We start from the raw sequence: 25,985 nt of genomic DNA, 5'->3' as shown, positions 1-25,985 counted from the left end.
GTGTCCGTCACCCGCCGGCGACTCCGATTCATTCGAGTGAGGGAGGTCCTATGGCCGTCGACTACACCGTGATCGTCCTCTATCTCGCCGGCATGCTGGCGATGGGCTGGTTCGGCATGCGCCGCGCCAGGTCGAAGAGCGACTTCCTGGTGGCCGGGCGCAGGCTCGGGCCCGCCATGTACTCCGGCACCATGGCCGCGATCGTCCTCGGCGGCGCGTCCACCATCGGTGGCGTGGGGCTGGGGTACCAGTACGGGCTGTCCGGTGCGTGGATGGTCTTCACCATCGGCCTCGGGCTGCTCGCCCTCTCCGTCTTCTTCTCCGCCCGGATCGCCCGCCTCAAGGTCTACACCGTCTCCGAGATGCTCGACCTGCGCTACGGCGGCCGGGCCGGGGTCATCTCCGGCGTGGTCATGTGGGCGTACACGCTCATGCTCGCCGTCACCTCGACCATCGCGTACGCCACGATCTTCGACGTCCTCTTCGACATGAACCGGACCCTCGCGATCGTCCTCGGCGGTTCGATCGTCGTCGCCTACTCGACGCTCGGCGGCATGTGGTCGATCACCCTGACGGACATGGTCCAGTTCGTGGTGAAGACGATCGGTGTGCTGCTGCTCCTGCTCCCGATCGCGGTGGTGAAGGCGGGCGGCTTCGGCGCGATGAAGGCGAAGCTGCCGACCTCCTACTTCGACCCGCTGGGCATCGGCGGCGAGACGATCTTCACCTACGTCCTCATCTACACCTTCGGCATGCTCATCGGGCAGGACATCTGGCAGCGCGTCTTCACCGCGCGCGGCGACCGGACGGCGAAGTGGGGCGGCACGGTCGCGGGCACCTACTGCCTGGTCTACGCCCTCGCCGGCGCGGTGATCGGTACGGCGGCCAAGGTGCTGTACCCGAAGCTGGGCAGCCCGGACGACGCCTTCGCGACCATCGTCAAGGACGAACTCCCGGTCGGTGTGCGGGGGCTGGTGCTGGCTGCCGCCCTGGCCGCCGTGATGTCCACGTCCTCGGGCGCGCTGATCGCCTGCGCGACCGTCGCCAACAACGACATCTGGTCGCGACTGCGCGGGAAGGTCACGTCCGAGGACGCTTCCGGCGACCACGACGAGGTCCGGGGCAACCGCGCCTTCATCCTGATCATGGGGATCGGTGTGATCGGTACGGCCATCGCCCTCAACGACGTCGTCGAGGCGCTGACCGTCGCGTACAACCTGCTCGTCGGCGGTCTCCTCGTCCCGATCCTCGGCGGACTGCTCTGGAAGCGCGGCACGGTCCAGGGCGCCCTGGCCTCCGTGACCGTCGGCGGCCTCGCGGTGATCGGCCTGATGGCGGGGTACGGCATCCTCGCCAACGAGCCCGTCTACTACGGCCTCCTCTCCTCCCTCGTCGCCTATGTCGCCGTCTCCCTGGCGACGAAGCCGACCGACGCGGCCGTGCTGGCGAACTGGCGCGAGCGGCTCGCCGGCCGGGGCACTCCCGAACTCGTGTCCGAGCCGGTCCCGGCCCACCAGTAAAGTCGTAGCCAGAAGCAGTACATACGCGATGAAGCGTAGGAAAGAAGGCATTCCCTCATGAGCAGCAACGAGACACCCCGCGGCCCCGTCGACTCCTCCCGCATCCCCCGGTACGCGGGTCCCGCGACCTTCGCCCGGCTGCCCCGCCTCGACGAGGTCGGCACCGCCGATGTCGCCGTCGTCGGCGTGCCGTTCGACTCCGGTGTCTCGTACCGGCCGGGCGCCCGCTTCGGCGGCAACGCCATCCGCGAGGCGTCCCGGCTGCTGCGCCCCTACAACCCCGCGCAGGACGCGTCCCCCTTCGCCCTGGCCCAGGTGGCGGACGGCGGTGACATCGCGGTCAACCCCTTCAACATCAACGAGGCCGTCGAGACCATCGAGGCGGCCGCGGACGATCTCCTCGGCACCGGCGCCCGGCTGATGACCCTGGGCGGCGACCACACCATCGCGCTCCCGCTGCTGCGCAGTGTCGCGAGGAAGCACGGCCCGGTCGCGCTCCTCCACTTCGACGCGCACCTCGACACCTGGGACACCTACTTCGGCGCCGAGTACACCCACGGCACCCCGTTCCGGCGGGCGGTCGAGGAGGGCATCCTCGACACCTCCGCCCTCTCCCACGTCGGCACCCGCGGGCCGCTGTACGGCAAGCAGGACCTCACCGACGACGAGAAGATGGGCTTCGGCATCGTCACCTCGGCGGACATCTACCGCCGTGGCGCCGACGAGGTGGCCGACCAGCTGCGCCAGCGCATCGGCGACCGCCCCCTCTACATCTCCATCGACATCGACTGCCTGGACCCGGCGCACGCCCCCGGCACCGGGACGCCGGAGGCCGGTGGTATGACGTCCAGGGAGCTCCTGGAGATCCTGCGCGGCCTGGCGTCCTGCAACCTGGTCTCGGCGGACGTCGTCGAGGTGGCCCCCGCGTACGACCACGCCGAGATCACGTCGGTGGCGGCCTCGCACACGGCGTACGAACTGACCACGATCATGACCCGACAGATTGCCGAGGCGCGCTCGAAGTGACCCACGACCACGACCTGGTGCTCCGCCCGACCGAGGCGCAGACGGCCGCAGCCCTCCACCCGCCCGCCGGGCGCAACGGCGGAGACCTGGTCGTGGAGACCCTGACCGGGCTCGGCGCGACGACGGTCTTCGGCCTCCCCGGCCAGCACGCCCTCGGCATGTTCGACGCCCTGCGCCGTTCGGACCTGCGGTACATCGGGCTGCGGGTGGAGAACAACGCGGGCTTCGCGGCGGACGCCTACGGCAGGATCACCGGCGAGGCGGCCCCGCTGCTGCTGTCGACGGGCCCGGGCGCGCTGACGTCCCTGGCCGCGCTGCAGGAGGCGGCCGCCGCCTCCGCCCCGGTGCTGGCGATCAGCAGCCAGATCCCGACGGCCGGCCTGGGCGGCGGCCGCCACGGCTATCTCCACGAACTCCCGGACCAGTCGGCCTCGTTCCGGGGCGTGGTGAAGTCGGTCCACACCGTCCGCACCCAGTCGCAGATCCCGTCGGCGATCGCGGCGGCCTGGAAGTCGGCGCTGACGGTTCCGCACGGCCCGGTGTGGGTGGAGATCCCGCAGGACGTGCTCCTCGCGGAGACGGCGCTCCCGGTGGTGACCGCGGTGGACGCCACCCCGGACGAGCTGCCGCCGCGCCCCGAACTCACCGCCGTGGCGGCCGACCTGCTGTCGCGCGCGGCCCGCCCGGCGATCATCGCGGGCGGCGGAGTGGTACGGGCGGACGCGTCGAAGAAGCTGCGCCGGCTGGCGGAGACGCTCCAGGCGCCGGTCGTCACGACCCCCGGCGGCAAGGGCGCGTTCCCCTGGACGCACCCCCTGTCCCTCCAGTCCTGGCTGGAGGACCGCCACACCACGGACCTCCTGGAGGACGCGGACGTCCTGCTGGTGGTCGGCTCGGGCCTCGGCGAACTCTCCTCGAACTACCACACGTTCAAGCCGCGCGGCCGGGTCGTCCAGATCGAGGCGGACCTCGGCAAGCTGGAGTCCAACCACCCGGCGCTGGGCATCCACGCGGACGCCCGCCTCGCCCTCCAGGCCCTGCTGGAGACGGTGACGCCCCGGGAGGACCCCGAGGCCCCGGCCCGCGTACGGACCCTGCTGTCGAAGGTCGCCGACCGCATCGCCGCCCAGGAACTCACCCTGGAACAGGACCTGTTGGCGTCGATCCGCAGGGCCCTCCCGGCGGACTCCCCGTCCTTCTGGGACATGACGATCCTCGCCTACTGGGCCTGGTCGGCCTTCGACGCCAAGGGCCCCAACCACCTGCACTCGGCCCAGGGCGCCGGCGGCCTCGGCTACGGCTTCCCGGCGGCGCTGGGCGGGGCGGCCGCCGACCCGACCCGCCCGGTCCTTGCGGTGTCGGGAGACGGCGGAGCCCTCTACTCCATCGCGGAACTGGCGACGGCGAAGCAGTACGGACTGAACGTCACCTGGCTGATCGTCGACGACGGCGGCTACGGCATCCTGCGCGAGTACATGACCGACGCCTTCGGCCAGGCCACGGCGACGGAACTGACCCGCCCGGACTACGTGGCCCTCGCCGAGTCCTTCGGGGTCCCCGGGGTTCGTACGACCCCGGAGAACCTGGAGCCCGACCTGGCGAAGGCCCTCGCCGCACCGGGCCCCTCCGTGGTCGTACTCCCGGCCCTGCTACGGATGTTCGCGCCGACGCATCTGGGCTGACCGGCTCAGTCGGAGTTCTCCCACACGAGCACGCCAGGCCCGTCGGGCGTCACGACCGGGACCCACGCCTCGTCGACATCGGCGAGGCGGGTCTCGTCGAGGGCGAGGCGCGCGGGGTAGAGATCGTCCTGGTTCGCGGAGCCGTAGAGGTGGAAGGCGGCGACCACGACGAACATCCAGCCTCGGCCCGAGCCCGTGCCGTCCGGGTCCAGGGAGATGTATCGCCGGTTGTCGTCCGCCTCAGCCATGACAGGAAGCGTGGCATACGAGGCGATCAGCAGCCCCCCGGGCTCACCCCGTCCATGCGGCCGCCGAAGTCGCCGCCGTACTGGGAGCGCCAGTCGCCGTTGTAGACGTCGCGCTTCTCCTGGGGGTCCCAGTTGACGAAGCAGGCGCGGGTGGCGGCGACGAAGGAACCGACGTTGTCGTGGAGGTTCGGCGGCAGGTCGCGGTAGCCGCTGCGGGCCGTCCACTCCCAGTAGTCCCCGCCGAAGCCCTCACCGCTCCAGAAGCACACCGAGCCGTCGGGACAGGAGGGCGCGGCGGCCGCGTGTGCGGAGGCGCTCTGCACGGGGACGACGAGTGCGGTCAGCGCGAGGACGGCGCCGAGGGACCAGGTGCGAAGCTTCACGGGGCTCTCCGGAAAAGGGAGTTGGGGACACCCCGGCGGAACCGCCGGGGTGTCCCCATGCTCCTGGGCGATCACTCGGACACGCCCGAGACCAAGATCGACTTCACCTGTGTGAGGGAAGTAGTACGACCGGCCCGCCTACCAGATCGCGTCGACCCACTCCGGGTGGTCGATGAACGGGTTCCGGTTGTGCTGGTAGGTGTCGTAGATGACCTGGTTGCGGTTCTCCTCGAAGGAGTCCGGCGGGTCCTCGTCGTTCCACTGCTTGAGGACCGAGAGCTTGCCGATGTACGGGTTGGAGCCGTTGTTGACCTTGTCGTCGGGCTCCAGGTTCGCGAAGCCGTCGTCGCCCTCGTAGCGCACGGCCATGTAGAGGATCATGCGGGCCACATCGCCCTTGACCGCGTCGCGGGGCTCGAAGGAGTCCGAGTCGACCTTGCTGCCACCGCTGTTGGTGAAGGTGGAGCCGCCCTCGTCGAAGTCGAGGTTGCCGCGCTTGCCGTTGACCGCCACGTCCTCGGGACGGATGTGGTGCAGGTCCGTGCCCGGGCCGGTGGACGTGGTGAGGTCGCCGTGCGAGATCGCCCACACGTGCTCACGGTTCCAGTCGCCGCTGTCACCGCCGTTGAGGGACTTGCTGCGCGAGATGCCCGAGTACAGCAGGATCACGTTGCTGCTGTTGTTCGGGTCCTGGTCGGTCTTCTTCAGGGCGTCCCAGAGAGCCGAGTACGACAGCTTCGTGACGTTCGAGCTGATGATCGTGTGCAGGGACGACTTGAGGCTCGTACCCGTCTTGCCGATCGCGTTCTTGTAGTACGTCGAGTCGTACGCGGTCGTCGTGGCGGCGGCCGGAGTCGCCGTCAGCGCCGGGGCGGTCAGGCCGACCATGACGGCGGTGGTCGTCAGGGCCACCGACTTCCAGCGCCGGATGCGTGTCGCCAGCATAAAGAGTTTCCCATCTACGCGGGTTGATGAGGCGGCAAGAAGGAGGGTGACATGAACATGAGGACATTCAGGTAAACGGGACGTAAAATGAGGCCCCCGACCGAGTGGTCGGGGGCCTCTGCGAGGGTGGGACTACGTCAGCTCACGTCCGACGGGTCCAGCCGGTAGAGCGACGAAGTGCTGCTCTGCGAGGAGGAGTCCGAGGACTTCGAGGACGTCGAGTTCGACTTGGACTTCGAGGTCGAGTTCGAAGTCGAGCCGCTCGTCGTGCTCTTGCTGTACGCGCTCTCCTTGACCGCCGTGCCGTGCTTCTCCACCCACGCGGTCACCGCGGAGCTGACGGAGTTGTTGCCGCCCATGCCGCCGCCCATCCCGCCGCCGACCTGGATGTAGTGCAGCTTGCCCGCCTTCACCAGTTCCTTCAGCTTGGCGACGGTCATCGCGTCGTCGGATCCGGTGAAGCCCCACATGGAGATCACGGGCTCCTGCGTGCTCAGCTCGATCTGCGCCGCGGACTGGGAGTTGGAGACGGCCAGCAGCCAGGTGGCGCCGTCCATGTGCTTCTTGAGGTAGGCGATCAGGTCGCTGGAGACACCGCCGCCCATGCCGCCGCCGCCCATGCCGCCGCCGAAGCCGCCGCGCGTGCTGCCGGAGCCGGTGCCGCCGGGCATCTCGCCGGTGCCGCCGGGCAGTTCACCGCTTCCGGTGCCGCCGCTCGGGAGTTCGCCGGTGCCGCCGCCGGGCGTCATCTGGCCGCCGCCGGTGCCGGTGCCCGTGCCGCCGGGAGCCTGGCCGGTCATGCCGCCGCCCGGGGCCTCGCCGTTGGTACCGCCCGGGAAGCCGCCGCCCATCTCGCCGCCGGCCTGGCTGTTCTGGCCGCCGCCCTGCTGGGTGCCGCCCGGCATCTCGCCGCCGCCCGGGAAGCCGCCGCTCCGGTTGCCGCCGCCCCCGCCGGGGCCGCCGCCCATGCCGTTGCCCGTGGAGGGGCCGGCCGTCGGGTTGGTGCCGCCCATCATGCCGCTGGAGGAACCGAAGGCGGGCGAGGCGGCGTACGCCGTCGGACCCGCCAGGGCCGCGACCACGGCCGCCGCCAGCGAGGCCGTCAGCAGCCGGGCCCGGTTACCCGAGCGGAACAGGATCATGCCCACGATGCCGGCCACGGTCAGCACGCCGATCGTCGGCCACAGCCAGGTGTTCCAGCTCGACGCGCGACGGAGCAGGACGATCGCCCAGATACCGGTGACGCCGAAGGCGGCCGGGAGGACCCAGATCCACCGCTTGTCGTTGCGGAACGCGTCCAGCAGCATCACACCACCGCCGGCGCACAGCACCGCGATGCCGGGGGCGAGCGCGGTCGTGTAGTACGGGTGCATGGTGCCCTGCGCGGTCGCGAAGATCACGTAGTGGAGCAGGGTCCAGCCGCCCCAGAGGACCAGCGCCATGCGCCTCAGGTCGGTGCGCGGGGCGCGCCCGCACAGCACCAGGCCGCCGATGAGCGCGATGGCCGAGAAGGGGAGCAGCCAGGAGATCTGGCCGCCGAGGATGTCGTTGAACATCCGGCCGAGGCCCGAGGAGCCGGAGAAGCCGCCGCCTCCGCCACCGCCGCCTCCGCCGTTGCCCTCGCCGCCGAAGACGCGGCCGAGACCGTCGTAACCCATGATCAGGTCCCAGGCGGAGCCGTCCGTCGAGCCGCCGATGTACGGGCGGTCGGAGGCCGGGACCAGGGAGACGGCGATCGCCCACCAGAAGCTGGAGACGGCCAGGACGACCGCGGCGAGAGCGAGGTTGACGGCCCGCTTCGCCCACGACGCCTTCGACGCGTAGAGGTAGAGCGCGAAGACGGCCGGGAGCGCGATCCAGCCCGCGAGCAGCTTGGTGTTGAAGGCGAGACCGAAGCACGCGGCCGAGCCGAGCAACGACAGCAGCTTCTCGTCACGGGTCGCCCGGAACGCGAGCGCCGCGCCCGACACCATGAGGAAGACCAGCAGGGTGTCGGGGTTGTTGTCGCGGTTGATGGCGACGGTGATCGGGGTCAGCGCCAGCACCAGCGCGGCGACGGTCGCCGCGCCGTGGCCCCACACCCGCTTCACGGTGGAGTGCAGGATCCAGATCGTGGCGAGGGCGGCCACGACCTGCGGTGCCATCATCTGCCACGTGCCGAAGCCGAAGATCCGGCTCGACAGGCTCATGACCATGGTCGCGAACGGCGGCTTGTCGACGGTCAGGAAGTTCCCCGGGTCGAGCGATCCGAAGAACCAGGCCTTCCAGCTCTTCGTGCCGGCCCAGATGGCTCCGCTGTAGAAGGTGTTCATGCTGGAACCGGTGAGGTTCCAGGAGTAGAGCACCGCCGCCAGGATCAGGATCGCGATCAATGCGGGCAGCGACCAGCGCGGTGCCCTGTCCGGCAGGGTGCCCGCGGGGGTCGCCGTGGGCGGGGCCCAGTCGGGGGACACGGTCGTGTGGGGGGTGGGATCGGTGGCAGATGTCACCATCCCAACATGCAGCGGCGCCATGAGGGAGCGCTGTGCTGATCCTGGGAGCAGCCTGTGTGTGGATGAGATGTCGGTAAGAAGGGCCCCGGGGCCGCTTCCGCCGACCGTCACGCCGCTCCCGCCGATAATCACATGGTGATTCCTTGGCCAAAGCTATAGGGTCCCTGTGATCGATCAGACCGCTCGATCAGAGACTTCCGGGGGGAATGTCCATGCGCGCGACCACGCGCCTCGCCCTGCTCGGCACCAGCGCCGCACTCGTCGCCACGGCGACCGGTGCCACCGTCGCCCAGGCGGCCGACGGCGGAGCGGGCAACATCACGATCGACAAGGTCGTCGTCAACGGCGGCAAGCCGGTCGTGGTCGGTACCACCAGGGCGGTGACCGCCAAGGTCTCCGTGACCGCCTCGGACGATTCGGGCATCGCCGAGACCTCGTACATCTACGCCGTCGGCCCGAACCCGAACTTCGCGCAGATCTGGTACGACGACGGCGACATCACCTGTGTCAAGGTGAGCGCCACCACGTCGACCTGCACGGGCACGCTGACGTTCGACCCGCAGGCGGCGGTGGGCTTCGTCGGCAACAGCGCGGCGGCCACCTGGAACCTCCGCACGCTGGTCACCGCCAACGACCACGACTACATCCACCGGGACGCGGCCGCCACGTTCAAGGTGCAGCGCCAGTCGTCGCTGACGGTCGACGCCTCGCCGGAGCCGGTGAAGAAGGGCAAGGCCATCACGGTCACCGGCAAGCTCTCCCGGGCCAGTTGGGACGACAACAAGAACCACGGCTATGCCGGCCAGCCGGTGAAGCTGCAGTTCCGCAAGAAGGGCAGCAGCACCTACACCACGGTGAAGACCGTCAGGACCAACTCGACAGGCAACCTGAGGACGACGGTCACCGCCTCCCGCGACGGCTGGTTCCGCTACGTCTTCGCGGGCACGGCGTCGACCGCGCCGTCCACCGCGACCGGCGACTACGTGGACGTCCGCTAGCCGTGTGGCGAGCATGGCCCCGGGGGCCGCTTCCGCCCATGGCGGGAGCGGCCCCCGGCGGTGTGCCGGCCGGTCAGCGCACGCGGACCGACAGCCGGTAGAAGCGGGTCGTCTGGGCGGCGTTCTGGTTGTCGTCGCTGACCAGGAGGACCTTGTAACGGCCCTTCTCGCGGCCCGTGACCACCATGCCCTCGATGTTGTCGAGGAGCGGGTTGGGCTGCGGCTGCCTGGCCGTGGCGCCCAGGGACGGGCAGGTCGCGATGTCCGTGAGCAGCGTCTTCCTGATCAGGTGGACGCCCGACTGGCCCGTCAGGTTCTCGATGCCGCTGGTGTCCGTGGCGTGCTGCGGGTCGGCCAGGAAGAGCCGGACGGTGTTGCCGACGCCGGAGGTGAAGCCGCGCTCCAGGACGAGCAGCCGGCCGTCGGGCAGCGCCTGCACCTCGGGGACGCCGAGGGCCGGGTCGTCGGTGCGGTAGGCGTACTGGGCCGACAGCCTGAAGTGGTCGCCCTTGCCGCGCTGCCAGGTCTGGAAGCGGACGATTCCGGGGGTGTCGCCGGAGATCGCGTCCTCCATGGAGGCCAGCAGGGTGCGGCCGCCGTTCAGGAGGGTCAGGCCCTCGAAGGTCTGGTTGCCCGTCGCCCGTCCGGCGGGGGACACCAGCAGCGAGGCCGGCACCGGGAGCCGGTCCAGGATCCTGCCGTCCACCGAGTAGCGGCGGACGGACGGTTCGGTCTCGGAGGTGACGAGCCGGGTGCCGTCCCGGTCCACGGCCAGGCCCTCGGAGTCGAGCGCCGCGCCCTTCTCGTCGGCGAGTCCCACGACCGACTTCGGCGCGAGCGTCTTCGCGTCCAGGTCGAAGAGGTAGGACCGGTCGGCGAGGGCGGCGAGGGAGCCGTCCTTGTCCACGGCGAGCGCGGAGAGGTTGCCGACGAAGTATCCGCCGAAGGTCGTCTTGTCGAGGGCGTCGGAGAAGCCGTCGATGGAGACCGAGGACGAACAGGCGTTGGCCGTGGCCGTGTCGGCGGTGACCGCGTCGGCGGCCCCGGCGGCGGACAGACAGGTGGCCGCCGCCAGGCCGGCGGTGACGGTGGCGAGTACGGTTCGCAGGCGCATGCAGGTCACCGTAGGACGCGACGGTGACGGGCGGGCGGCCCGTTCATGAAGGCTCAGCTCGCGGCGAGGTCCTTGTGGACGACCTTCGCGACGGCCTGGATCGTGTTGATGCCGTACTGCATCGTGCTGTTGTCCTGGGTCAGCACGGTCATCTGGTAGTCGTGCCCGCCGCCGCTGAAGGTGCCGAGGCTGTGCACCCGCCAGCCGTGCGTGGAGCGCTGCAGCCAGCCGTTCTTGACGTGCACCGAGACGCCGGACGGGACGCCGTACGGAGTGCCCCACCGCTGGGACGAGATGACCTGCCCCATCAGCTTGAGGATGTAGGCCCGTGAATTGTCGCTCAGCACGGTGTTCTTGGCGGTGACGAGCGCGAGCAGCTTCTGCTCGTCGTGCACGTCGATCTGGGTCAGCCCCCAGTAGTTGTTCGCGCCCGGGGTCGTCTGGGTCATCCCGGCGGCGGCCAGGAAGCCCTTGATCTTCGTCAGGCCGAGCTGCTTCCACAGTTTCGAGGTCGCGTCGTTGTCGGACTTGGTGATCATGGCCTTGGCGAGCGACTGCTCGGTGGTCGTGAGGTAGCGGTTGTGCTTCTTCGCGTCCCACAGCAGCGTGGCGAGGACGGTCACCTTGACCGTGCTGGCCGAGTCGTAGTGCGTGGTGGAGCGGAGCGTGCAGGTCGTCTTCGTCGACCGGTCGTACAGTCCGACGGCGACGGTTCCCTTGCGGTTCGCCAGGGCCGCCGTGATGTCCGTCTTCAACTTCGCGGCGAGGGCTGCCTTCGCGGACGTACAGCTGACGGTCGGCGTGGCGGCGGAGGCGGGCGCGGCGGCCACGCCCGCGGCGAGCGCGGCCCCGCCGACGACCGCTGCCAGCGCTCTGGCGCGTCTGGGTATCCGGTGAGTCATGCCCGGAATGACTCACCAGTTCGCCTGAAAGGTTGTACGAGTGTTGGTGATTTTGACGAGTCATTTGCCAGCCGTCACCGGGAACACCCGCGGCCCCGCCCCTCGTTACCGCGAGTATGACGACGAACCTGCCACGGCCCGAGGTGCTGCGCTACACCGCTTTCTCCGGTGTCCCCGAAGGCGGCAACCCCGCCGGTGTCGTACTGGACGCAGCCGGTCTGGACGACGACGACATGCTGGCCATCGCCGCCGACCTCGGATACTCGGAGTCCGCGTTCCTCACCGCGCCGCCGGAGGGCCTCGGCGGCGCGGACGGACGGGCGTACACCATCCGTTACTTCAGCCCGAAGGCCGAGGTGCCGTTCTGCGGGCACGCCACCGTGGCGACCGCCGTCGCGCTCGCCGAGCGGATCGGCCCCGGGGAGCTGGTGTTCGCGACGCGCGCGGGCACCGTTCCGGTGGTGGTGGCCGAGGAGGGCGGGACGGTCACGGCCACGCTCACCAGTGTCGAGCCGCACGTCGAGGAGATCGCCGAGGCGGACCTCGCGGAGGCGCTGGCCGCGCTCGACTGGCCGGCCGCCGACCTCGACCCGGCCTTCCCGCCCCGGATCGCGTTCGCCGGTGCCCGCCACCTCGTGCTCGCGGCGGCGACCCGCGCCCGACTCGCCGACCTCGCCTACGACTTCGCGGGCCTCGAAGCCCTCATGCACCGACTGGACCTCACCACGGTCCAGTTGGTGTGGCGGGAGTCAGCCACCGTCTTCCACGTCCGTGACCCGTTCCCCGTCGGCGGGGTCGTCGAGGACCCGGCGACCGGCGCGGCGGCCGCGGCGTTCGGCGCGTACGTCCGCGAGCTGGGCCTGGTCCCCGAGGCCGCCGTCCTCACCCTCCACCAGGGCGAGGACCTGGGCCGCCCCGGCGAACTCACGGTGACCCTGCACCAGGGCGACCCGCGCGTCCGGGTGGCCGGCACGGGGGCCCGTATCGGCTGAGCGCTCCGCTCCGCGGAACGTGCCGTGCCGCGCCGCGCCGTCGGTCGTCTGCGGCGCCGTCGTGGCTGGTCGCGCAGTACGTCCCCCAGCCTTCGGCCGGGGGTCCCCCGGCGCTCCTTCGGGGTGCGGGGGACTTCCGCGCTCACTGTCGGTCCAGGAAGTCCAACAGCCGGTCGTTCAGCTGCTCCGGTGCGGTGAGGGGCAGGGAGTGGTGGGTGGCCCGGGGGAGCAGTGCCACCTCGGCCTGCGGGAGTGTCCGGCGGGCCCTGTCGGCGACCTTGACGGCGTGGTGGGCGCGACTGTGCTCCGCGAGCAGGACCAGGACCGGCATACGGAGGTCGGCGGTCCGGGGGCGGCCGCCGGCGACGATCTTGCGGCCGGGAGTGGCGGTGGCCAGCGCGTAGAGGCGCTGCCAGGTCTCGTCCGGGTTGGTGCCCGCCGTCTCCCAGGCCAGGAAGGCGCTGGCGCGGGCCTCGCTCGGGCGGATCAGGGTGGGCAGCGCGCGTATCAGGTAGCCGGGGCGGAACCCGGCGAAGACCTGGGTGGGGTCGACGAGCGCGAGGCGGTCGATCCGCTGGGGAGCGTGCAGTGCGTACCGGACGGCCAGCCAGGCGCCGTACGAGTGGCCGCACAGCTGGGTGCGGGCGAGCCCGAGCCCGTCCAGCAGCGCATCCAGCCAGGCCATGAGATCGTCGGCGCTCCTCAACGGGGTGCCCCTGCGTTCGGTACGGCCGGCGTCGCCCAGCAGATCGACCGCATGGACGCGGTGTCGCTCGCCGAGGGCGGGTGCGTTGGCGAACCAGACCAGGCCGGTGGAGGAGCCGCCGGGCAGCAGTACCAGCGGGCTGCCGCCCGCCGGGCCGTACACATGGACCCGGGTGGGTCCGTAGGGCGTGGCGACGTCTCGCTCCTCGGTGGACTCGGGCCAGCGGGCGCGAAGCTCGTCGTAGGCGCGGTCGAAGGCGGGCAAGGACACGGGCATTCCTCTCGCCGAGCGATAATCTCGATGAGCGAGATATTACTGCGCGGATCCGAAGCATCCGCGGGGCCCGAGGAGGGTGCATGGACGAGCAGAGCCCGGCGATGCGGCTGGTTCACCTGCTGCGCGCGGTCACCGTGGAGTTCGACCTGCTCGGCGCCGAGTTCGCCGCGCGTCGCGGGCTGCATCCCACGGATGTGCGGGCGCTGATCCACCTGCTGGACGCGGCGCGGGCCGGTACCCGTGCCACGCCCGGGTGGCTCGGCGGGCAACTGCGCCTGAACTCCGCCGGGACCACCGCCCTCGTGGACCGGCTGGAGCGGCTCGGACTGGTCCGGCGCAGCAGGGACACGGCCGACCGGCGCCGCGTGTTCCTGGAGGTGGAGGAGAAGGCCATGGAACTCGGCTGGGCCTTCTTCGGACCGGTGATCGGCGAGGTGGTGGTGGCCGCGGAGGGGTTCGAGGCGGACGAGCTGGAGACGGTACGCCGCTTTCTGACCGCGGTACTGGAGTCCACCGGGAAGGCGCGTTCGGCCTGACCCGGTACCTCGTCGAACTGGCGGCCAGGGCCTGATCCGCGGCCGCCCCGGGCCCTAGGTCCCGGGACCGACCCCTCCGACCTCCGGCCGAGTTTTGTTGCGGAGGGATGAAATCCGGTTCCGTTCGTGTTGTGACCATGCGGAAGACCAGGGCGAACGGAGGGCTACCGCGTGGCAGCGCAACAGGGGGAGCAGCAGGGCTGGGCGCGCAGGCTGGCGGGGTATGCCTGGCGGCACCCCAGGGACGTCGTGCTGGCGCTCGGCTCCTCGCTGGCCGGCATGGCCGTACTGGCCGTCGTGCCCCTCGTCACCAAGGTGATCATCGACGATGTGATCGGCGACCACAGCCGGTCCATGGGGCCGTGGGCCGGCGCCCTGATCGCGGCCGCCGTCCTCGTCTACGCCGCCACCTACGTCCGCCGCTACTACGGCGGCCGGCTCGCCCTCGACGTCCAGCAGGACCTGCGGACGGAGATGTACGACACCATCGTCCGGCTCGACGGACGGCGCCAGGACGAGCTGTCCACGGGCCAGGTGGTCGGCCGGGCCACCAGCGACCTCCAGCTCATCCAGGGGCTCCTCTTCATGCTGCCGATGACCATCGGCAACGTCCTCCTCTTCCTGCTCTCCCTCGCGATCATGGCCTGGCTGTCGCCGCCGCTCACCCTGGTCGCCCTCGCCGTCGCCCCGGCCCTGTACTGGATCGCCAAGCGCAGCCGCAGCAAGCTCCACCCGGCCACCTGGTACGCCCAGGCCCAGGCCGCCGCGGTCGCCGGCGTGGTCGACGGCGCCGTGAGCGGTGTGCGGGTGGTCAAGGGGTTCGGGCAGGAGGAGCAGGAGACCGGGAAGCTGCGGGAGGTCGGGCGGAAGCTGTTCGCCGGGCGGCTGCGGACGATACGGCTGAACAGCAGGTTCACCCCGGCACTGCAGGCCGTCCCGGCCCTCGGACAGGTCGCCATGCTGGCGCTGGGCGGCTGGCTGGCCGTCCGCGGCCACATCACCCTCGGCACCTTCGTCGCCTTCTCCTCCTACCTCGCCCAGCTGGTCGGCCCGGTCCGGATGCTCGCCGTGGTCCTCACCGTCGGCCAGCAGGCCCGCGCCGGCACCGAGCGCGTCCTGGAGCTGATCGACACCCGCCCGACCATGGAGGAGGGCACCAAGGTCCTGCCCGCCGACGCACCCGCGACGGTCGAGTTCGACGACGTGTCCTTCGGGTACGACCGCGCCCCCGGCAAAACCCGCCCGGTTCTGACCGGGCTGAGCTTCGAGATACGGCCGGGCGAGACCCTCGCCGTCGTCGGCTCCTCCGGCTCCGGCAAGTCCACGGTCTCCCTGCTGCTGCCCCGCTTCTACGACGTCACCCACGGCGCCGTCCTGATCGGCGGCCACGACGTGCGCGAGCTGACGCTCGACTCGCTGCGCGCCGCGATCGGCCTGGTCCCCGAGGACTCGTTCCTCTTCTCGGACACGGTCCGGAACAACATCGCCTACGGCCGCCCGGACGCGACCGAGGACGAGATCCTCGCCGCCGCCCGCGCCGCCCAGGCCGACCGCTTCATCTCCGAGCTGCCCGACGGCTACGACACCACCGTCGGCGAACACGGCCTCACCCTCTCCGGCGGCCAGCGCCAGCGTGTCGCCCTCGCCCGCGCCCTGCTCACCGACCCCCGCCTGCTCGTCCTCGACGACGCCACCTCGGCCGTCGACGCCCGTGTCGAGCACGAGATCCACGAGGCGCTCAAACACGTCATGCAGGGCCGTACGACCCTGCTCATCGCGCACCGCCGCTCCACCCTCAACCTCGCCGACCGCATCGCCGTCCTCGACGGCGGCCGGCTCGCCGACATCGGCACCCACGACGAACTCCAGGAGCGGTCCGCCCTGTACCGGCGGCTGCTCACCGACCCCGACGAGCTCGGTGGGGTCTCCCCGGGACACGCGCTGCCCGCCGTCCCGCGCGAGGACACGTCCGTACGCGACGAGCTGGACGCCGAGTTCGACGCCGAGCGCGGGGTGACCCCGCGGCTGTGGAGCGGTGACCGCACCCCCCGGGACCCTGCCCTCTCCGGCACCCCGGCCACCCCGGAACTGCTCGCCCAGGTCGACGCGCTGCCCCCGGCCACCGACACCCCCGACATCGACGAGGCGCGTGCCGTACGCCCCGAGGACTCCTACGGCCTGCGCCGCCTGCTGCGCGGCTTCGGGCCGCCCCTCCTCGCCAGCCTCGGCCTGGTCGCCGTCGACGCCGGCATGGGCCTGCTCCTGCCGATCCTGATCCGGCACGGCATCGACCAGGGCGTCAGCAGGATGGCGCTCGGCGCGGTCTGGGCGGCCTCGCTGCTGGCGCTGGTCGCGGTGTTCGCCCAGTGGGCGGCGCAGATCGGCGAGACCCGGATGACCGGCCGCACCGGCGAGCGGGTCCTCTACTCGCTGCGCCTGAAGATCTTCGCCCAGCTCCAGCGGCTCGGACTCGACTACTACGAGCGGGAGCTGACCGGCCGGATCATGACGAGGATGACGACCGACGTCGACGCCCTCTCGACCTTCCTGCAGACGGGGCTGGTCACCGCCTTCGTCTCGGTCGTCACCTTCTTCGGCATCATGGTCGTCCTGCTGGTGATCGACGTACAGCTCGCGCTCGTCGTCTTCACCACCCTGCCCCCGCTGATCGTCGCGACCTTCTTCTTCCGCCGGGCCAGCGTGAAGGCGTACGAGCTCGCCCGGGAGCGGGTGTCGGTGGTCAACGCCGACCTCCAGGAGTCGGTGTCGGGGCTCCGGATCGTGCAGGCCTTCCGCCGGGAGCGGGACGGCTCCCGGCGCTTCGCTGAGCGCAGCGAGAGCTACCGCAAGGCCCGTATCCGGGGCCAGTGGCTGATATCGGTCTACTTCCCGTTCGTCCAGCTGCTGTCCTCGGTCGCCGCGGCGAGCGTCCTGATCGCGGGTGCGCACCGGGTCGAGGCGGCCACCCTCACCACCGGCGCACTGGTCGCGTACCTCCTCTACATCGACCTGTTCTTCGCGCCCGTCCAGCAGCTCTCCCAGGTCTTCGACGGCTACCAGCAGGCGACCGTCTCGCTGGGCCGCATCCAGGAGCTGCTGCGCGAGCCGACGTCGACGCAGGCCGCCGACCGGCCCCGCGAGGTCCCGTCCCTGCGCGGCGAGATCGCCTTCGAGGACGTGCACTTCGCGTACGGCAACGACGAGGAGGCCCTGGGCGGCATCGACCTGGCCATCCCGGCCGGGCAGACGGTCGCCTTCGTCGGCGAGACGGGTGCCGGGAAGTCGACCCTCGTCAAGCTGGTCGCGCGGTTCTACGACCCGACGGGCGGCCGGGTCACGGTCGACGGCACCGATCTGCGCACCCTCGAACTCACCGAGTACCGGCACCGGCTCGGGGTCGTCCCGCAGGAGGCGTACCTCTTCCCGGGGACCGTCCGGGACGCCATCGCCTACGGGCGGCCGGAGGCCACCGACGCCGAGGTGGAGGCGGCGGCCCGCACGGTCGGCGCCCACGAGATGATCGCCACCCTCGACGGCGGCTACCTCCACGAGGTGGCCGAGCGCGGCCGCAACCTCTCGGCGGGCCAGCGCCAGCTGATCGCCCTCGCCCGCGCCGAACTCGTCGACCCCGACGTCCTCCTCCTCGACGAGGCGACGGCGGCCCTGGACCTGGCGACGGAGGCCCAGGTCAACCTGGCCACCGACCGCCTCGCGGGCCGCCGTACGACGCTCGTGGTCGCCCACCGGCTCACCACGGCCGCCCGCGCCGACCGGGTCGTGGTCATGGACCACGGCCGGGTCGTGGAGGACGGCACGCACGACGAGCTGCTGGCCCGCGACGGCCGGTACGCCGAGCTGTGGCGCACCTTCATCGGCCAGGCCGAGGAGCCGGAGGAGCCGGTGGGCGTGGCCGGCTGAGGGACCCGGCTCGGCGGTCGGCCGTGCGGACGGCGGTGAGGAGCAACTCCCGCCTGTCCGGTCTCGCTGACGGTCGTGCAACCATCCGACATACGTTCTGCGTCCGTACATCAGTACGTCCATGGATGGTGCACAACTGCGGTACGGGAGGGGACGACTGTGGACAGTGGCCCTGTACGTCGGTGGCTGGCGCTCGGCGCGGCCGCGCTGGCCGCCTCCGGGGCGCTCGCCCTCGCGGCACCGGCCGAGGCCCAGGCCGCCACGGCCGGCAGCTGCGCCGGGCGCGAGGTGTGGACGATGCCCTTCGCCACCGGCGTCGTGCACGTCTACCGGCAGGGCGGCTATGTCTGTGCGATGACCATTGCCGGCGGCTCCGACGCCCAGCGCGCCATGTCCGTCAGCATCCAGGCCCGCGGCAACCGCCCGGTCGTCGACAAGGGTCAGTTCCGCCATCGCGCGGGTCCGGTGACGGTGCACGCCGGGCACCGGTGTGTGTGGGTGAAGGGCTCGGTGGGGCGCAGTTCGGTGAGCTCGGGCTGGATCCTGTGCTGAGGCGCGGATCGGGCCGGGGCTGACTTCGGACGTTCACACCGGGCGGGCGCAGCCCACCGGCCGTTCCCCGCCGAGCTGGACGTACAGGGCCGTCGACGCCGGGCAGCCGGCCCGGGAGGTCACCGCCCGTACCACCTTGTACTGCGGTTTCCGCTTCCCCGAGCCGTCGCAGGCGGTCTCGCGGACCTGGCCGCGGCCCGAGCCGTACACACAGTCGCCGACGATGGTGCGTGGCCCACCGCCCCCACCGGGATCGCCGGGGTGCGGCGGCTCCAGGTTGCGCATACAGGCGTAGCCCCGCGGGATCGTTCCGGCACCGGTCCCGCCACCGGTGCGCTGGGCGCTGATGTGCAGCACGAAGTCGGTGGTACCCGGGCACAGCGGCCCGTCGGCGATGCTGCCGTCGTACCGGGCCACGACCCGGGCCGCCGCCCGTTCGCTGGTGCAGGGCACCTCGGTGAAGCCGGCGGTCCCGAAGGAGCTGCACTCGTCGACCGCGAGGAACCGCTCGCCGTACCCGGACACCGGCGGATCCGCCGTCGACCGGGCGCTGCCCGCCGGCTCCCCGGACGAGGTCAGCCGGCATCCGGCGAGCAGCAGGGCGGCCGCGAGCGCCAGCGGCACCCTCACAGAACGTCTCGCTCGCATGCCAATCCCCCCGGGCCGGCCCCTCAGCCAGCGTGGCCCGCGACCACGGTCCACGCCAGCTGTGCGGGAGGCTTTCCGCCCATTGAGGGTGTTACGCCCGGTCCGTTACGTACGTCTAGTACGTCAGCCCATGACCGATGGGGTACAGCACCTGCGCCGGAACGTCCGCCCGCTGCACCGGCACCGGCAGCTTTCCGCGCGGCGCGACCCGGCCCGCGATCACCCGGGCGGCGGCACGCAGTTCGACGTCGGTCCAGGAGTACGAGGCCAGGAAGGCCTTGACGGCGGGCAGTTGGGCCACGTCGTACGGATTGCGCACGGCCACCGCCACCACCGGCCGCCCGGTGGCGAGGAGTTGCTCCACGAGCCGCTGCTGTCCGCTGCCCGCCGTCACGTTGTACGTGCCGACGACGACCGCGTCCACCCCCCGCGCCGCCGCGACCGCCTTGTCCACGGCCTCGGCGGAGGGTTCCGTACCGGTGGACAACGCGCTCGCGGAGAAGCCGAGTTCGGTGAGGGCGGCGGCGAGCACGCCGGTGGGCGGGCCCGTCGTGCCGGACGGGGAGGCCGGGTCGGCGCCGACGACCAGCACCTTGCCGTGGGTACGGCGGGAGAGGGGGAGCAGGCCGCCCTCGTTCACCAGCAGGGTCGTCGTCCGCTCGGCGATACGGTCGGCGGCGGCGAGGTGCTGCGCCGTGCCGACCACCCGGCCGACGTCCTTGGCCTGGACGTACGGCCGGTCCAGCAGCCCCAGCCGGGACTTCAGCCGCAGGATCCGGAGGATCGATTCGTCCAGCCGGGACTCGGTCAGCTCCCCGCCCTGTACGGCCTTCAGGACGGCGTTCCAGGCGACGTCCGGGGCGGGCGGGTCGAGAAGCTGGTCGACGCCGGCCTTGAGGGCGAGCACGGGCACGCGGTCGTCGCCGTACTTGGTCCGTACGCCCGCCATGCCGAGCGAGTCGGTCACCACGACCCCGTCGTAGCCGAGTTCGCCGCGCAGGATGCCGGTGACGACGGGGTGGGAGAGGGTGGCCGGGTCACCGGAGCCGTCCAGGGCCGGGAACTGGATGTGCGCGGTCATGACCGAGTCGACGCCGGCCTCGACCGCCGCCCGGAACGGCACCGCGTCCAGCTTCTCCCACAGCTCCCGGCTGTGGGTGATGACCGGGAAACCGGTGTGGCTGTCCACGGCGGTGTCGCCGTGCCCCGGGAAGTGCTTGGCGGTCGCCGCGACCCCTGCGGCCCGGTACCCCGCCACCTCGGCGGCGACCAGCGCGCCGGCCGCGTCCGGATCGGCGCCGAAGGACCGCACGCCGATGATCGGGTTGGCCGGGTTCACGTTGACGTCGGCGTCGGGGGAGTAGTCCTGGAGGACGCCCATCGCCCGCAGTTCCGTGCCGGAGATCCGGCCCACGGTGCGGGCGTCGGCACGCGAGCCGCCCGCCCCGATCGCCATCGCGCCCGGGAAGAGGGCCGCGGGCCTGCCGATCCGGCAGACGGCGCCGTGCTCCTGGTCGGTGGCGATGAGCACGGGCAGACCGCGCGGCTGCGCCAGCGACGCCCGCTGGATCCCGTTGGAGAGGTCGGCGATCTGCCGCGGATCGCGGGTGTTGTGCGTCCAGGTGAAGTAGATGATCCCGCCGACCCGGTACTTCGCGATCAGCTCGGCGGCGGTGCGGACGCCGATCTCCTTGAGGTTGGCGTCGATGTCGGCCTGGTCCGGGTCGGTGGCCGAGTGGCCGTAGAACCGCATCACGAACAGCTGGCCGACCTTCTCCTCCAGGCTCATCCGGGAGATGAGGGAGCGGAGCTTCGTGTCGTCGGAGCCGAGGGCGTACGCGCCGGCGCCGACGGCCAGTCCCGCGGTGACGCCCGCGGTCGCGGCCAGAACGGTGCGTCTGGAGGGCATATGCGCTCCTTTTGGTGGGGAACCGCTGAAACGCACGTTAACGGGAAAGGGGCCGCCATCGGCGCATTGGAGGGGGGCACGTCGATGGCGGCGGGCCGGCGGCCGTGGTGCGGCGGAGAGGGTAGGTCAGCGATCGCAGCCAGCAGCGAGGGCCGACACCACACCACGGAGACTCTTCCGACAGCCTGGGCCTTGGACGGGAGGAGGAAGGGGTGGGTTCCCGGCAGGGGGCGGATTTCCGTAATTCGGTGCCGGTGGGTTTTGAGGAACGCGAGTGAAGCGCGCCCCGTCTTTCAGGGGCGCGGGGAACTGCGTGACCAGCCCCCACCGGCCCGCACGCATCGAACAACTTGTTCCACCCCATGGACAAACGTCCCCCCACCCCCGAGAAACCGGAGATCATCGGTCCATGCCCGCTGTCGACATCCCCGGTTCCAAGTCCGTCACCGCCCGCGCCCTCTTCCTCGCGGCCGCCGCCGACGGAGTCACCACCCTCGTCCGCCCCCTCCGCTCCGACGACACCGAGGGCTTCGCCGAGGGCCTCGCCCGGCTCGGCTACCGCGTCGGCCGCACCCCGGACACCTGGCAGGTGGACGGCCGCCCGCAGGGCCCCGCGCTGCCCGAGGCCGAGGTCTACTGCCGGGACGGCGCCACCACCGCCCGCTTCCTGCCCACCCTCGCCGCGGCCGGCCACGGCAGCTACCGCTTCGACGCCTCCGAGCAGATGCGCCGTCGCCCCCTCGCCCCGCTCACCCGCGCCCTGCGCGATCTCGGTGTCGACCTGCGCCACGAGGCGGCGGAGGGGCACCACCCGCTGCGCATCGAGGCGGCCGGGGTGGAGGGCGGCGAGGTGACGCTCGACGCCGGGCAGTCCTCGCAGTTCCTGACCGCGCTGCTGCTGCTCGGCCCGCTCACCCGCAAGGGCCTGCGGATCCGGGTGACGGACCTGGTCTCGGCGCCGTACGTGGAGATCACGATCGCGATGATGCGGTCGTTCGGGGTGGAGGTGGCACGGGAGGGCGAGGTCTTCGTCGTCCCGGCCGGCGGCTACCGGGCCACGACCTACGCGATCGAGCCCGACGCCTCCACCGCGAGCTACTTCTTCGCCGCGGCGGCGGTGACCGGGCAGGAGGTCACCGTCCCGGGGCTCGGACGCGGCGCGCTCCAGGGCGACCTGGGCTTCGTCGACGTGCTGCGGCGGATGGGCGCGGACGTGGAGATCGCCGAGGACCGTACGACCGTCCGCGGCACCGGCGGACTCCGGGGTCTGACCGTCAACATGCGGGACATCTCCGACACCATGCCGACCCTCGCGGCGATCGCCCCCTTCGCGGACGGTCCGGTCCGGATCGAGGACGTGGCCAACACCCGGGTGAAGGAGTGCGACCGGCTCGACGCCTGCGCGGAGAACCTGCGCCGGCTGGGCGTCGGGGTCAGCACGGGCGATGACTGGATCGAGATCCGGCCCGGCACCCCCGCCCCGGCCGAGATCAAGACCTTCGGCGACCACCGCGTCGTGATGTCCTTCGCGGTGACCGGCCTGCGCACGCCCGGCATCTCCTTCGACGACCCCGGATGCGTGAAGAAGACGTTCCCGGGCTTCCACGAGGCGTTCGGGGAGCTGGCCGCCGGGTGGGGAATTTCGTTCGACGGCGTGTGACCGGGTCGGCGAGACTCCGGGCGTGACCTACATATTGCAAGGCCCGGTGCTGGAGGGCGGGCTGGTGCGCCTGGAGCCGCTGGAGCACCGGCACGCGGACGATCTGGCGGTGGCGGCGGAGGAGAACCGCGGGACCTACGACTTCACCTGGGTCCCCCGGGCCGGGGAGGTCGGCGGCTACATCGACGCCCAGCTCGCCCGTGCGGCGACCGGACGGCTCGCGCCGTACGCGCAGGTGTCCCCGGCGACCGGGCGGGCCGTCGGCGCGACGGCGTTCTGGGATCCCCGGAGCTGGCTCGGTGAGGACCGGCTGGACGCGGTGGAGATCGGGTTCACCTGGCTGGCCCGCTCCGCGCAGGGCACCGGGATGAACGCCGAGGCCAAGTACCTGCTCTTCCGGCACGCCTTCGAGGTCTGGGGTGTCGCCCGCGTCGACCTCAAGACCGACGCCCGCAACGAGCGCTCCCGTGCCGCCATCGCCGCCGCCGGCGCCCGCTTCGAGGGCGTGCTGCGCAACTGGTCCCGCTCCTGGGCGCCGGGCGAGGACGGCCGGCTGCGGGACTCCGCGATCTTCTCGGTCACGGCGGCGGAGTGGCCCGGGTGCCGGCAGCGGCTGGCGGAGCGGATCGCGGGGTACGACGCCGTACGGCCACGGCCTGTGTGAGGCCCGTCCTCACGCCGACTCGTTGAGCAGCCGTGCCAGATGCTCCCGGCCCCCCGCCAGCAGGTCCGGCAGCGGGGCCGCCGTCTCGTACCAGCGTTTCTCGTACTCCCAGCACAGCCAGCCGTCCCAGCCGTGCCGGGACAGCACCTCCACGCACTCGGAGAGCGGCAGGATCCCGGCGCCGAGCGGCAGCGGGGTGGTGTCCTCGGCCGAGGCGATGTCCTTGACCTGGACATAGCCGAGGTACGGCGCGAGGGCCGCGTAGCTCTCGGCGGGCTGCTCGCCGCCCAGCCAGGTGTGCATCACGTCCCAGAGGGAGCCGACCTGCCGGTGGCCGACCGGGCCGAGGACGCGGATCGCGTCGGCGCCGGTGCGGTGCGAGTCATGGGTCTCCAGCAGGACCCGGACACCGAGTGCGGAGGCGTCCTCGGCGACCGTGCCCAGCCGTCCGGCGGCGATCGCGTCGGACTCGGCCGCGGGCAGCGCGGGATCGGCGCCGGGGAAGACCCGGACGAAGGACGCGCCCAGGTCGTGGGCCAGCTGGAGGAGCCCGCGCATCTCGTCGAGGACCGGGCCGTCCGCGCCGGGCGCCGCGACACGCGCGTACCCGGCGACGCCCAGGACCTCGACCCCGCAGGACTTGAACTCGGCGGCGACATCGGCCCGTTGGGCCGGGCCGAGGCCGGGATGCACAGGTTCCTCCGGGTGGGCGCGCAGCTCTACGCCGTGGTAGCCGTGGGCCGTGGCGAGCGCCAGCACGTCCGTCACCGGCAGACCGGGAACTCCGAGGGTGGAGAAGGCGAACCTCATACCCACCAACCTACTTCTCAGCCGCCGGTCCCGTGCAGGTCCAGCCGCCAGTCCTGGCCGACCAGGTCGTTGCCGAAGGAGCGGTGCGGTTTCTCGGCGGTGAGGACGAAGCCGTGCCGCTGGTAGATGCGGCGGGCGGCGGACAGGATGTCGTTGGTCCACAGGACCAGGTCGCGGTAGCCGACCCCGCGCGCGAACTCGATCACGGCGCCGACCAGCCGGTCGCCGATGCCGAGCCCCCGGGCCTCCGGTTCGACGAGCAGCAGCCGCAGCCGTGCGGTGCCGGGGGCGTCGTCCCGTACGCACATCACGCAGCCCATGGGCCGCCCGGCCCACTCGGCGATCCAGACCCGCTCCAGGTGCGGGTCGTGGTCCTCGGCGAAGTCGGCGACGATCCGGGCCACCAGCCCCTCGTAGTCGGCGTTGAAGCCGTACTCGGCCGCGTACAGCGCGGCGTTGCGCTGCACGATCCAGCCGAGGTCGCCGGGGTGCGGCTCGCGCAGGACGACCTCGCCGGCGCCCTCCGGGGTGTGCCCGTCGCCGAGGATCGTACGGATGGTGCGCATGGCCTCGGCGAGGCGCGGCCGCTGGCCGGGGTCGACGGCGCCCAGCAGCGAGCCGACCGAGTCCCGGGCCCGCTCGTCGAGCAGCTCGGCGGCGGCCCGGCCGCCCGCGGTGAGGGACACGCGCCGGCGCCGGGGGTCCTTCTCCGAGGGGGAGCGCTCGACCAGCCCGGCCTCCTCGAACTTGTTGAGGATCCGGCTCAAGTACCCGGCGTCCAGCGCGAGATCCGACCGCAGGTCGGCCGCGTCGGTGTCGGCGGAGTGCGCGAGCTCGTACAGCACGCGGGCCTCGGTGAGGGTGTACGGGGCGTAGAGGTGGCGGCCGTAGTCGAGGGCGCCGATGAGGTTGGTGTAGAAGCGGTTGAAGGCGCGGATGTCCTGGACGGTCATGGCTGGGCCCCGATGGTTGACTGAGTCAGAGATACCGTCCTCCGAGGCTATCCCGACCCCTGTCCGGCCGGAAGGTGTCGGCCCGAACGGCGGCTCTGCAGGCTTTACTTGTTCTTTTTGCCTAGGCCTGGTCCTGCTTTTGACTTCGTCGCATCCGAGTCGTAGGTTTATACACGAACGTCACTTATGTCCGTTTCAACTTCGGGCGTTGACGTGGTCCGCCGGAGAGCCCGGGGCGGTGCGGAAACCGACATCGCGGGCGGCGGACGCGCTCAGAGCTGCGCGCAGGCTCTGGAGTGCACGCAAGGCGGTCCCTGACGGGCCGTCGGTAACACAACCACACCCTCTGAGAGGGGCGAATCATGCGCGCGCACAGCACTCGGATCAGGAGAGTCGCCATCGCTGCCATTTCGGCACCGATCCTGGCGCTCGCGGCCGGAGCCGGCGTTGCCAGCGCGGCCACCCACTCCGCACCGGACCACGTTGTCACCTACCAGGAGCACGGCGGAGGCGGCGGTGGCGGCGGAGGCCACGGCGGCGGAGGCGGCGGTGGCGGTCACGGTGGCGGCGGCTACGGCGGCGGAGGCCACGGTGGCGGCGGCTATGGTGGCGGCGGCTACGGCGGCGGAGGCCGCGGCGGCGGAGGTTACGGCGGAGGCCACGGCGGCTACGGCGGCGGCTGGTGGGGCGGCGACGATGACTACGGCTATGGCGGCTACGGCGGCCACGGTGGTGGCGGTCACGGTGGTGGCGGCTACGGCGGCGGTGGCTACGGCGGTGGCGGCTATGGCGGCGGTGGCTACGGCGGTGGCGGTCACGGTGGTGGCGGCTACGGCGGCGGCGGTGGCGGCGGCCACGGCGGCGGCGGTGGCGGCGGCCACGGCGGTGGCGGTGGCGGCGGCGGTCGCTGATCAGCCCCTTGTGACCGACACTGCCTGACGGCAGATCAAAGGATGGATCCGGGTGCCCGAGCCGCGGGCACCCGGATCTGTGCGCGCAGAACCCGCACGGCCCCGGCCCCGTGGCCGTGCAGGCGGTGACCGGGTGAGGG

Annotated in this window: 22 protein-coding genes; 11 read left to right on the top strand and 11 right to left on the bottom strand. The window is 71.8% G+C overall.

Translation table 11 applies throughout. From position 1 onward, the window contains the following. Positions 1-50: 50 nt before the first annotated feature. Genes ACIRR9_RS16990 through ACIRR9_RS16980 form a run of 3 tightly spaced genes read left to right on the top strand, consistent with a single transcriptional unit; the run spans position 51 to position 4,228 of the window. Positions 51-1,520 (top strand): sodium:solute symporter, encoded by a 1,470-nt coding sequence (locus ACIRR9_RS16990; RefSeq protein ID WP_403751922.1) that lies wholly within the window; start codon positions 51-53, stop codon positions 1,518-1,520. Between the two features lie 57 nt (positions 1,521-1,577). Beyond that, positions 1,578-2,546 (top strand): agmatinase, encoded by a 969-nt coding sequence (gene speB / locus ACIRR9_RS16985; protein ID WP_365344127.1) that lies wholly within the window; start codon positions 1,578-1,580, stop codon positions 2,544-2,546. Then, the gene (locus tag ACIRR9_RS16980) at positions 2,543-4,228 is read left to right on the top strand and encodes a thiamine pyrophosphate-binding protein (RefSeq protein ID WP_403751920.1); all 1,686 of its coding nucleotides are present in this window, start codon (positions 2,543-2,545) and stop codon (positions 4,226-4,228) included. Before speB ends, ACIRR9_RS16980 begins: the two co-directional genes overlap by 4 nt. A 5-nt stretch (positions 4,229-4,233) precedes the next feature. Here ACIRR9_RS16980 and ACIRR9_RS16975 read toward each other — a convergent pair whose 3' ends face one another. The 4 genes from ACIRR9_RS16975 to ACIRR9_RS16960 all read right to left on the bottom strand — a co-directional run bounded on the left by ACIRR9_RS16975 (position 4,234) and on the right by ACIRR9_RS16960 (position 8,293). Beyond that, a complete protein-coding gene (locus ACIRR9_RS16975; RefSeq protein ID WP_403751918.1) occupies positions 4,234-4,476 on the bottom strand; it encodes a DUF6210 family protein in 243 nt (80 codons plus the stop codon). Between the two features lie 26 nt (positions 4,477-4,502). Then, complete coding sequence (locus ACIRR9_RS16970; protein WP_403751916.1) at positions 4,503-4,859, bottom strand: peptidase inhibitor family I36 protein; 357 nt, start codon at positions 4,857-4,859, stop codon at positions 4,503-4,505. Positions 4,860-4,997: 138 nt separating this feature from the next. Then, on the bottom strand, positions 4,998-5,804 hold the full coding sequence (locus tag ACIRR9_RS16965) for an endonuclease I family protein (RefSeq protein WP_403751914.1): 807 nt from the start codon (positions 5,802-5,804) through the stop codon (positions 4,998-5,000). A gap of 137 nt (positions 5,805-5,941) precedes the next feature. Further along, positions 5,942-8,293 carry an ArnT family glycosyltransferase gene (locus ACIRR9_RS16960; protein ID WP_403752318.1) on the bottom strand — a complete coding sequence of 784 codons (2,352 nt, stop codon included), beginning with the start codon at positions 8,291-8,293 and terminating at the stop codon, positions 5,942-5,944. A 215-nt stretch (positions 8,294-8,508) separates the two neighbouring features. Between ACIRR9_RS16960 and ACIRR9_RS16955 the strand changes: the two genes are divergently transcribed. Then, a complete protein-coding gene (locus tag ACIRR9_RS16955) occupies positions 8,509-9,294 on the top strand; it encodes a calcium-binding protein (RefSeq protein ID WP_403751912.1) in 786 nt (261 codons plus the stop codon). A 73-nt stretch (positions 9,295-9,367) separates the two neighbouring features. On the opposite strand, the gene ACIRR9_RS16950 is transcribed toward ACIRR9_RS16955, so the two are convergent. After that, the gene (locus ACIRR9_RS16950; RefSeq protein ID WP_403751910.1) at positions 9,368-10,408 is read right to left on the bottom strand and encodes an esterase-like activity of phytase family protein; all 1,041 of its coding nucleotides are present in this window, start codon (positions 10,406-10,408) and stop codon (positions 9,368-9,370) included. A 53-nt stretch (positions 10,409-10,461) separates the two neighbouring features. Beyond that, the gene (locus ACIRR9_RS16945) at positions 10,462-11,310 is read right to left on the bottom strand and encodes a serine hydrolase (RefSeq protein ID WP_403751908.1); all 849 of its coding nucleotides are present in this window, start codon (positions 11,308-11,310) and stop codon (positions 10,462-10,464) included. Between the two features lie 116 nt (positions 11,311-11,426). On the opposite strand from ACIRR9_RS16945, the gene ACIRR9_RS16940 reads away from it, so the two are divergent. Further along, positions 11,427-12,302: a PhzF family phenazine biosynthesis isomerase gene (locus ACIRR9_RS16940; RefSeq protein ID WP_403751906.1), complete on the top strand. Its 876-nt coding sequence runs from the start codon at positions 11,427-11,429 to the stop codon at positions 12,300-12,302. A gap of 142 nt (positions 12,303-12,444) precedes the next feature. On the opposite strand, the gene ACIRR9_RS16935 is transcribed toward ACIRR9_RS16940, so the two are convergent. Continuing rightward, positions 12,445-13,284 carry an alpha/beta fold hydrolase gene (locus tag ACIRR9_RS16935; protein ID WP_403751904.1) on the bottom strand — a complete coding sequence of 280 codons (840 nt, stop codon included), beginning with the start codon at positions 13,282-13,284 and terminating at the stop codon, positions 12,445-12,447. A gap of 80 nt (positions 13,285-13,364) precedes the next feature. Here ACIRR9_RS16935 and ACIRR9_RS16930 point away from each other — a divergent pair, with 80 nt between their 5' ends. From ACIRR9_RS16930 to ACIRR9_RS16920, 3 genes are all read left to right on the top strand, one after another. Next, positions 13,365-13,820 carry a MarR family winged helix-turn-helix transcriptional regulator gene (locus ACIRR9_RS16930; RefSeq protein WP_403751902.1) on the top strand — a complete coding sequence of 152 codons (456 nt, stop codon included), beginning with the start codon at positions 13,365-13,367 and terminating at the stop codon, positions 13,818-13,820. 171 nt (positions 13,821-13,991) lie between these two features. Then, positions 13,992-17,738 carry an ABC transporter ATP-binding protein gene (locus ACIRR9_RS16925; protein ID WP_403751900.1) on the top strand — a complete coding sequence of 1,249 codons (3,747 nt, stop codon included), beginning with the start codon at positions 13,992-13,994 and terminating at the stop codon, positions 17,736-17,738. 159 nt (positions 17,739-17,897) lie between these two features. Beyond that, positions 17,898-18,290, top strand: a complete 393-nt coding sequence (locus ACIRR9_RS16920) for a hypothetical protein (protein ID WP_403751898.1) — start codon at positions 17,898-17,900, stop codon at positions 18,288-18,290. 33 nt (positions 18,291-18,323) lie between these two features. Here ACIRR9_RS16920 and ACIRR9_RS16915 read toward each other — a convergent pair whose 3' ends face one another. Together ACIRR9_RS16915 and ACIRR9_RS16910 are read right to left on the bottom strand one after the other, a co-directional pair. Further along, positions 18,324-18,938, bottom strand: coding sequence for a hypothetical protein (locus ACIRR9_RS16915; protein WP_403751896.1), 615 nt, complete (start codon positions 18,936-18,938; stop codon positions 18,324-18,326). Positions 18,939-19,053: 115 nt separating this feature from the next. Next, positions 19,054-20,847: a glycoside hydrolase family 3 protein gene (locus tag ACIRR9_RS16910; RefSeq protein ID WP_403751894.1), complete on the bottom strand. Its 1,794-nt coding sequence runs from the start codon at positions 20,845-20,847 to the stop codon at positions 19,054-19,056. Positions 20,848-21,256: 409 nt separating this feature from the next. Between ACIRR9_RS16910 and aroA the strand changes: the two genes are divergently transcribed. Together aroA and ACIRR9_RS16900 are read left to right on the top strand one after the other, a co-directional pair. Then, a complete protein-coding gene (gene aroA / locus ACIRR9_RS16905) occupies positions 21,257-22,507 on the top strand; it encodes a 3-phosphoshikimate 1-carboxyvinyltransferase (RefSeq protein ID WP_403751892.1) in 1,251 nt (416 codons plus the stop codon). 22 nt (positions 22,508-22,529) lie between these two features. After that, positions 22,530-23,171, top strand: a complete 642-nt coding sequence (locus ACIRR9_RS16900) for a GNAT family N-acetyltransferase (RefSeq protein ID WP_403751890.1) — start codon at positions 22,530-22,532, stop codon at positions 23,169-23,171. 9 nt (positions 23,172-23,180) lie between these two features. On the opposite strand, the gene ACIRR9_RS16895 is transcribed toward ACIRR9_RS16900, so the two are convergent. Next, entirely contained in the window at positions 23,181-23,981 is an 801-nt protein-coding gene (locus tag ACIRR9_RS16895; RefSeq protein ID WP_384571041.1) for a sugar phosphate isomerase/epimerase family protein, read from the bottom strand. 17 nt (positions 23,982-23,998) lie between these two features. Continuing rightward, a complete protein-coding gene (locus ACIRR9_RS16890; RefSeq protein ID WP_403751888.1) occupies positions 23,999-24,934 on the bottom strand; it encodes a GNAT family N-acetyltransferase in 936 nt (311 codons plus the stop codon). 362 nt (positions 24,935-25,296) lie between these two features. On the opposite strand from ACIRR9_RS16890, the gene ACIRR9_RS16885 reads away from it, so the two are divergent. Beyond that, entirely contained in the window at positions 25,297-25,845 is a 549-nt protein-coding gene (locus ACIRR9_RS16885) for a hypothetical protein (protein ID WP_403751886.1), read from the top strand. The last annotated feature ends 140 nt before the right edge of the window (positions 25,846-25,985 follow it).

This window comes from Streptomyces sp. NPDC101234, assembly GCF_044767525.1.
Taxonomy (GTDB): domain Bacteria; phylum Actinomycetota; class Actinomycetes; order Streptomycetales; family Streptomycetaceae; genus Streptomyces; species Streptomyces sasae.
The sequence above is the reverse complement of the archived record's forward strand: the minus strand, read 5'-3'. Positions and strand labels throughout refer to the sequence as shown.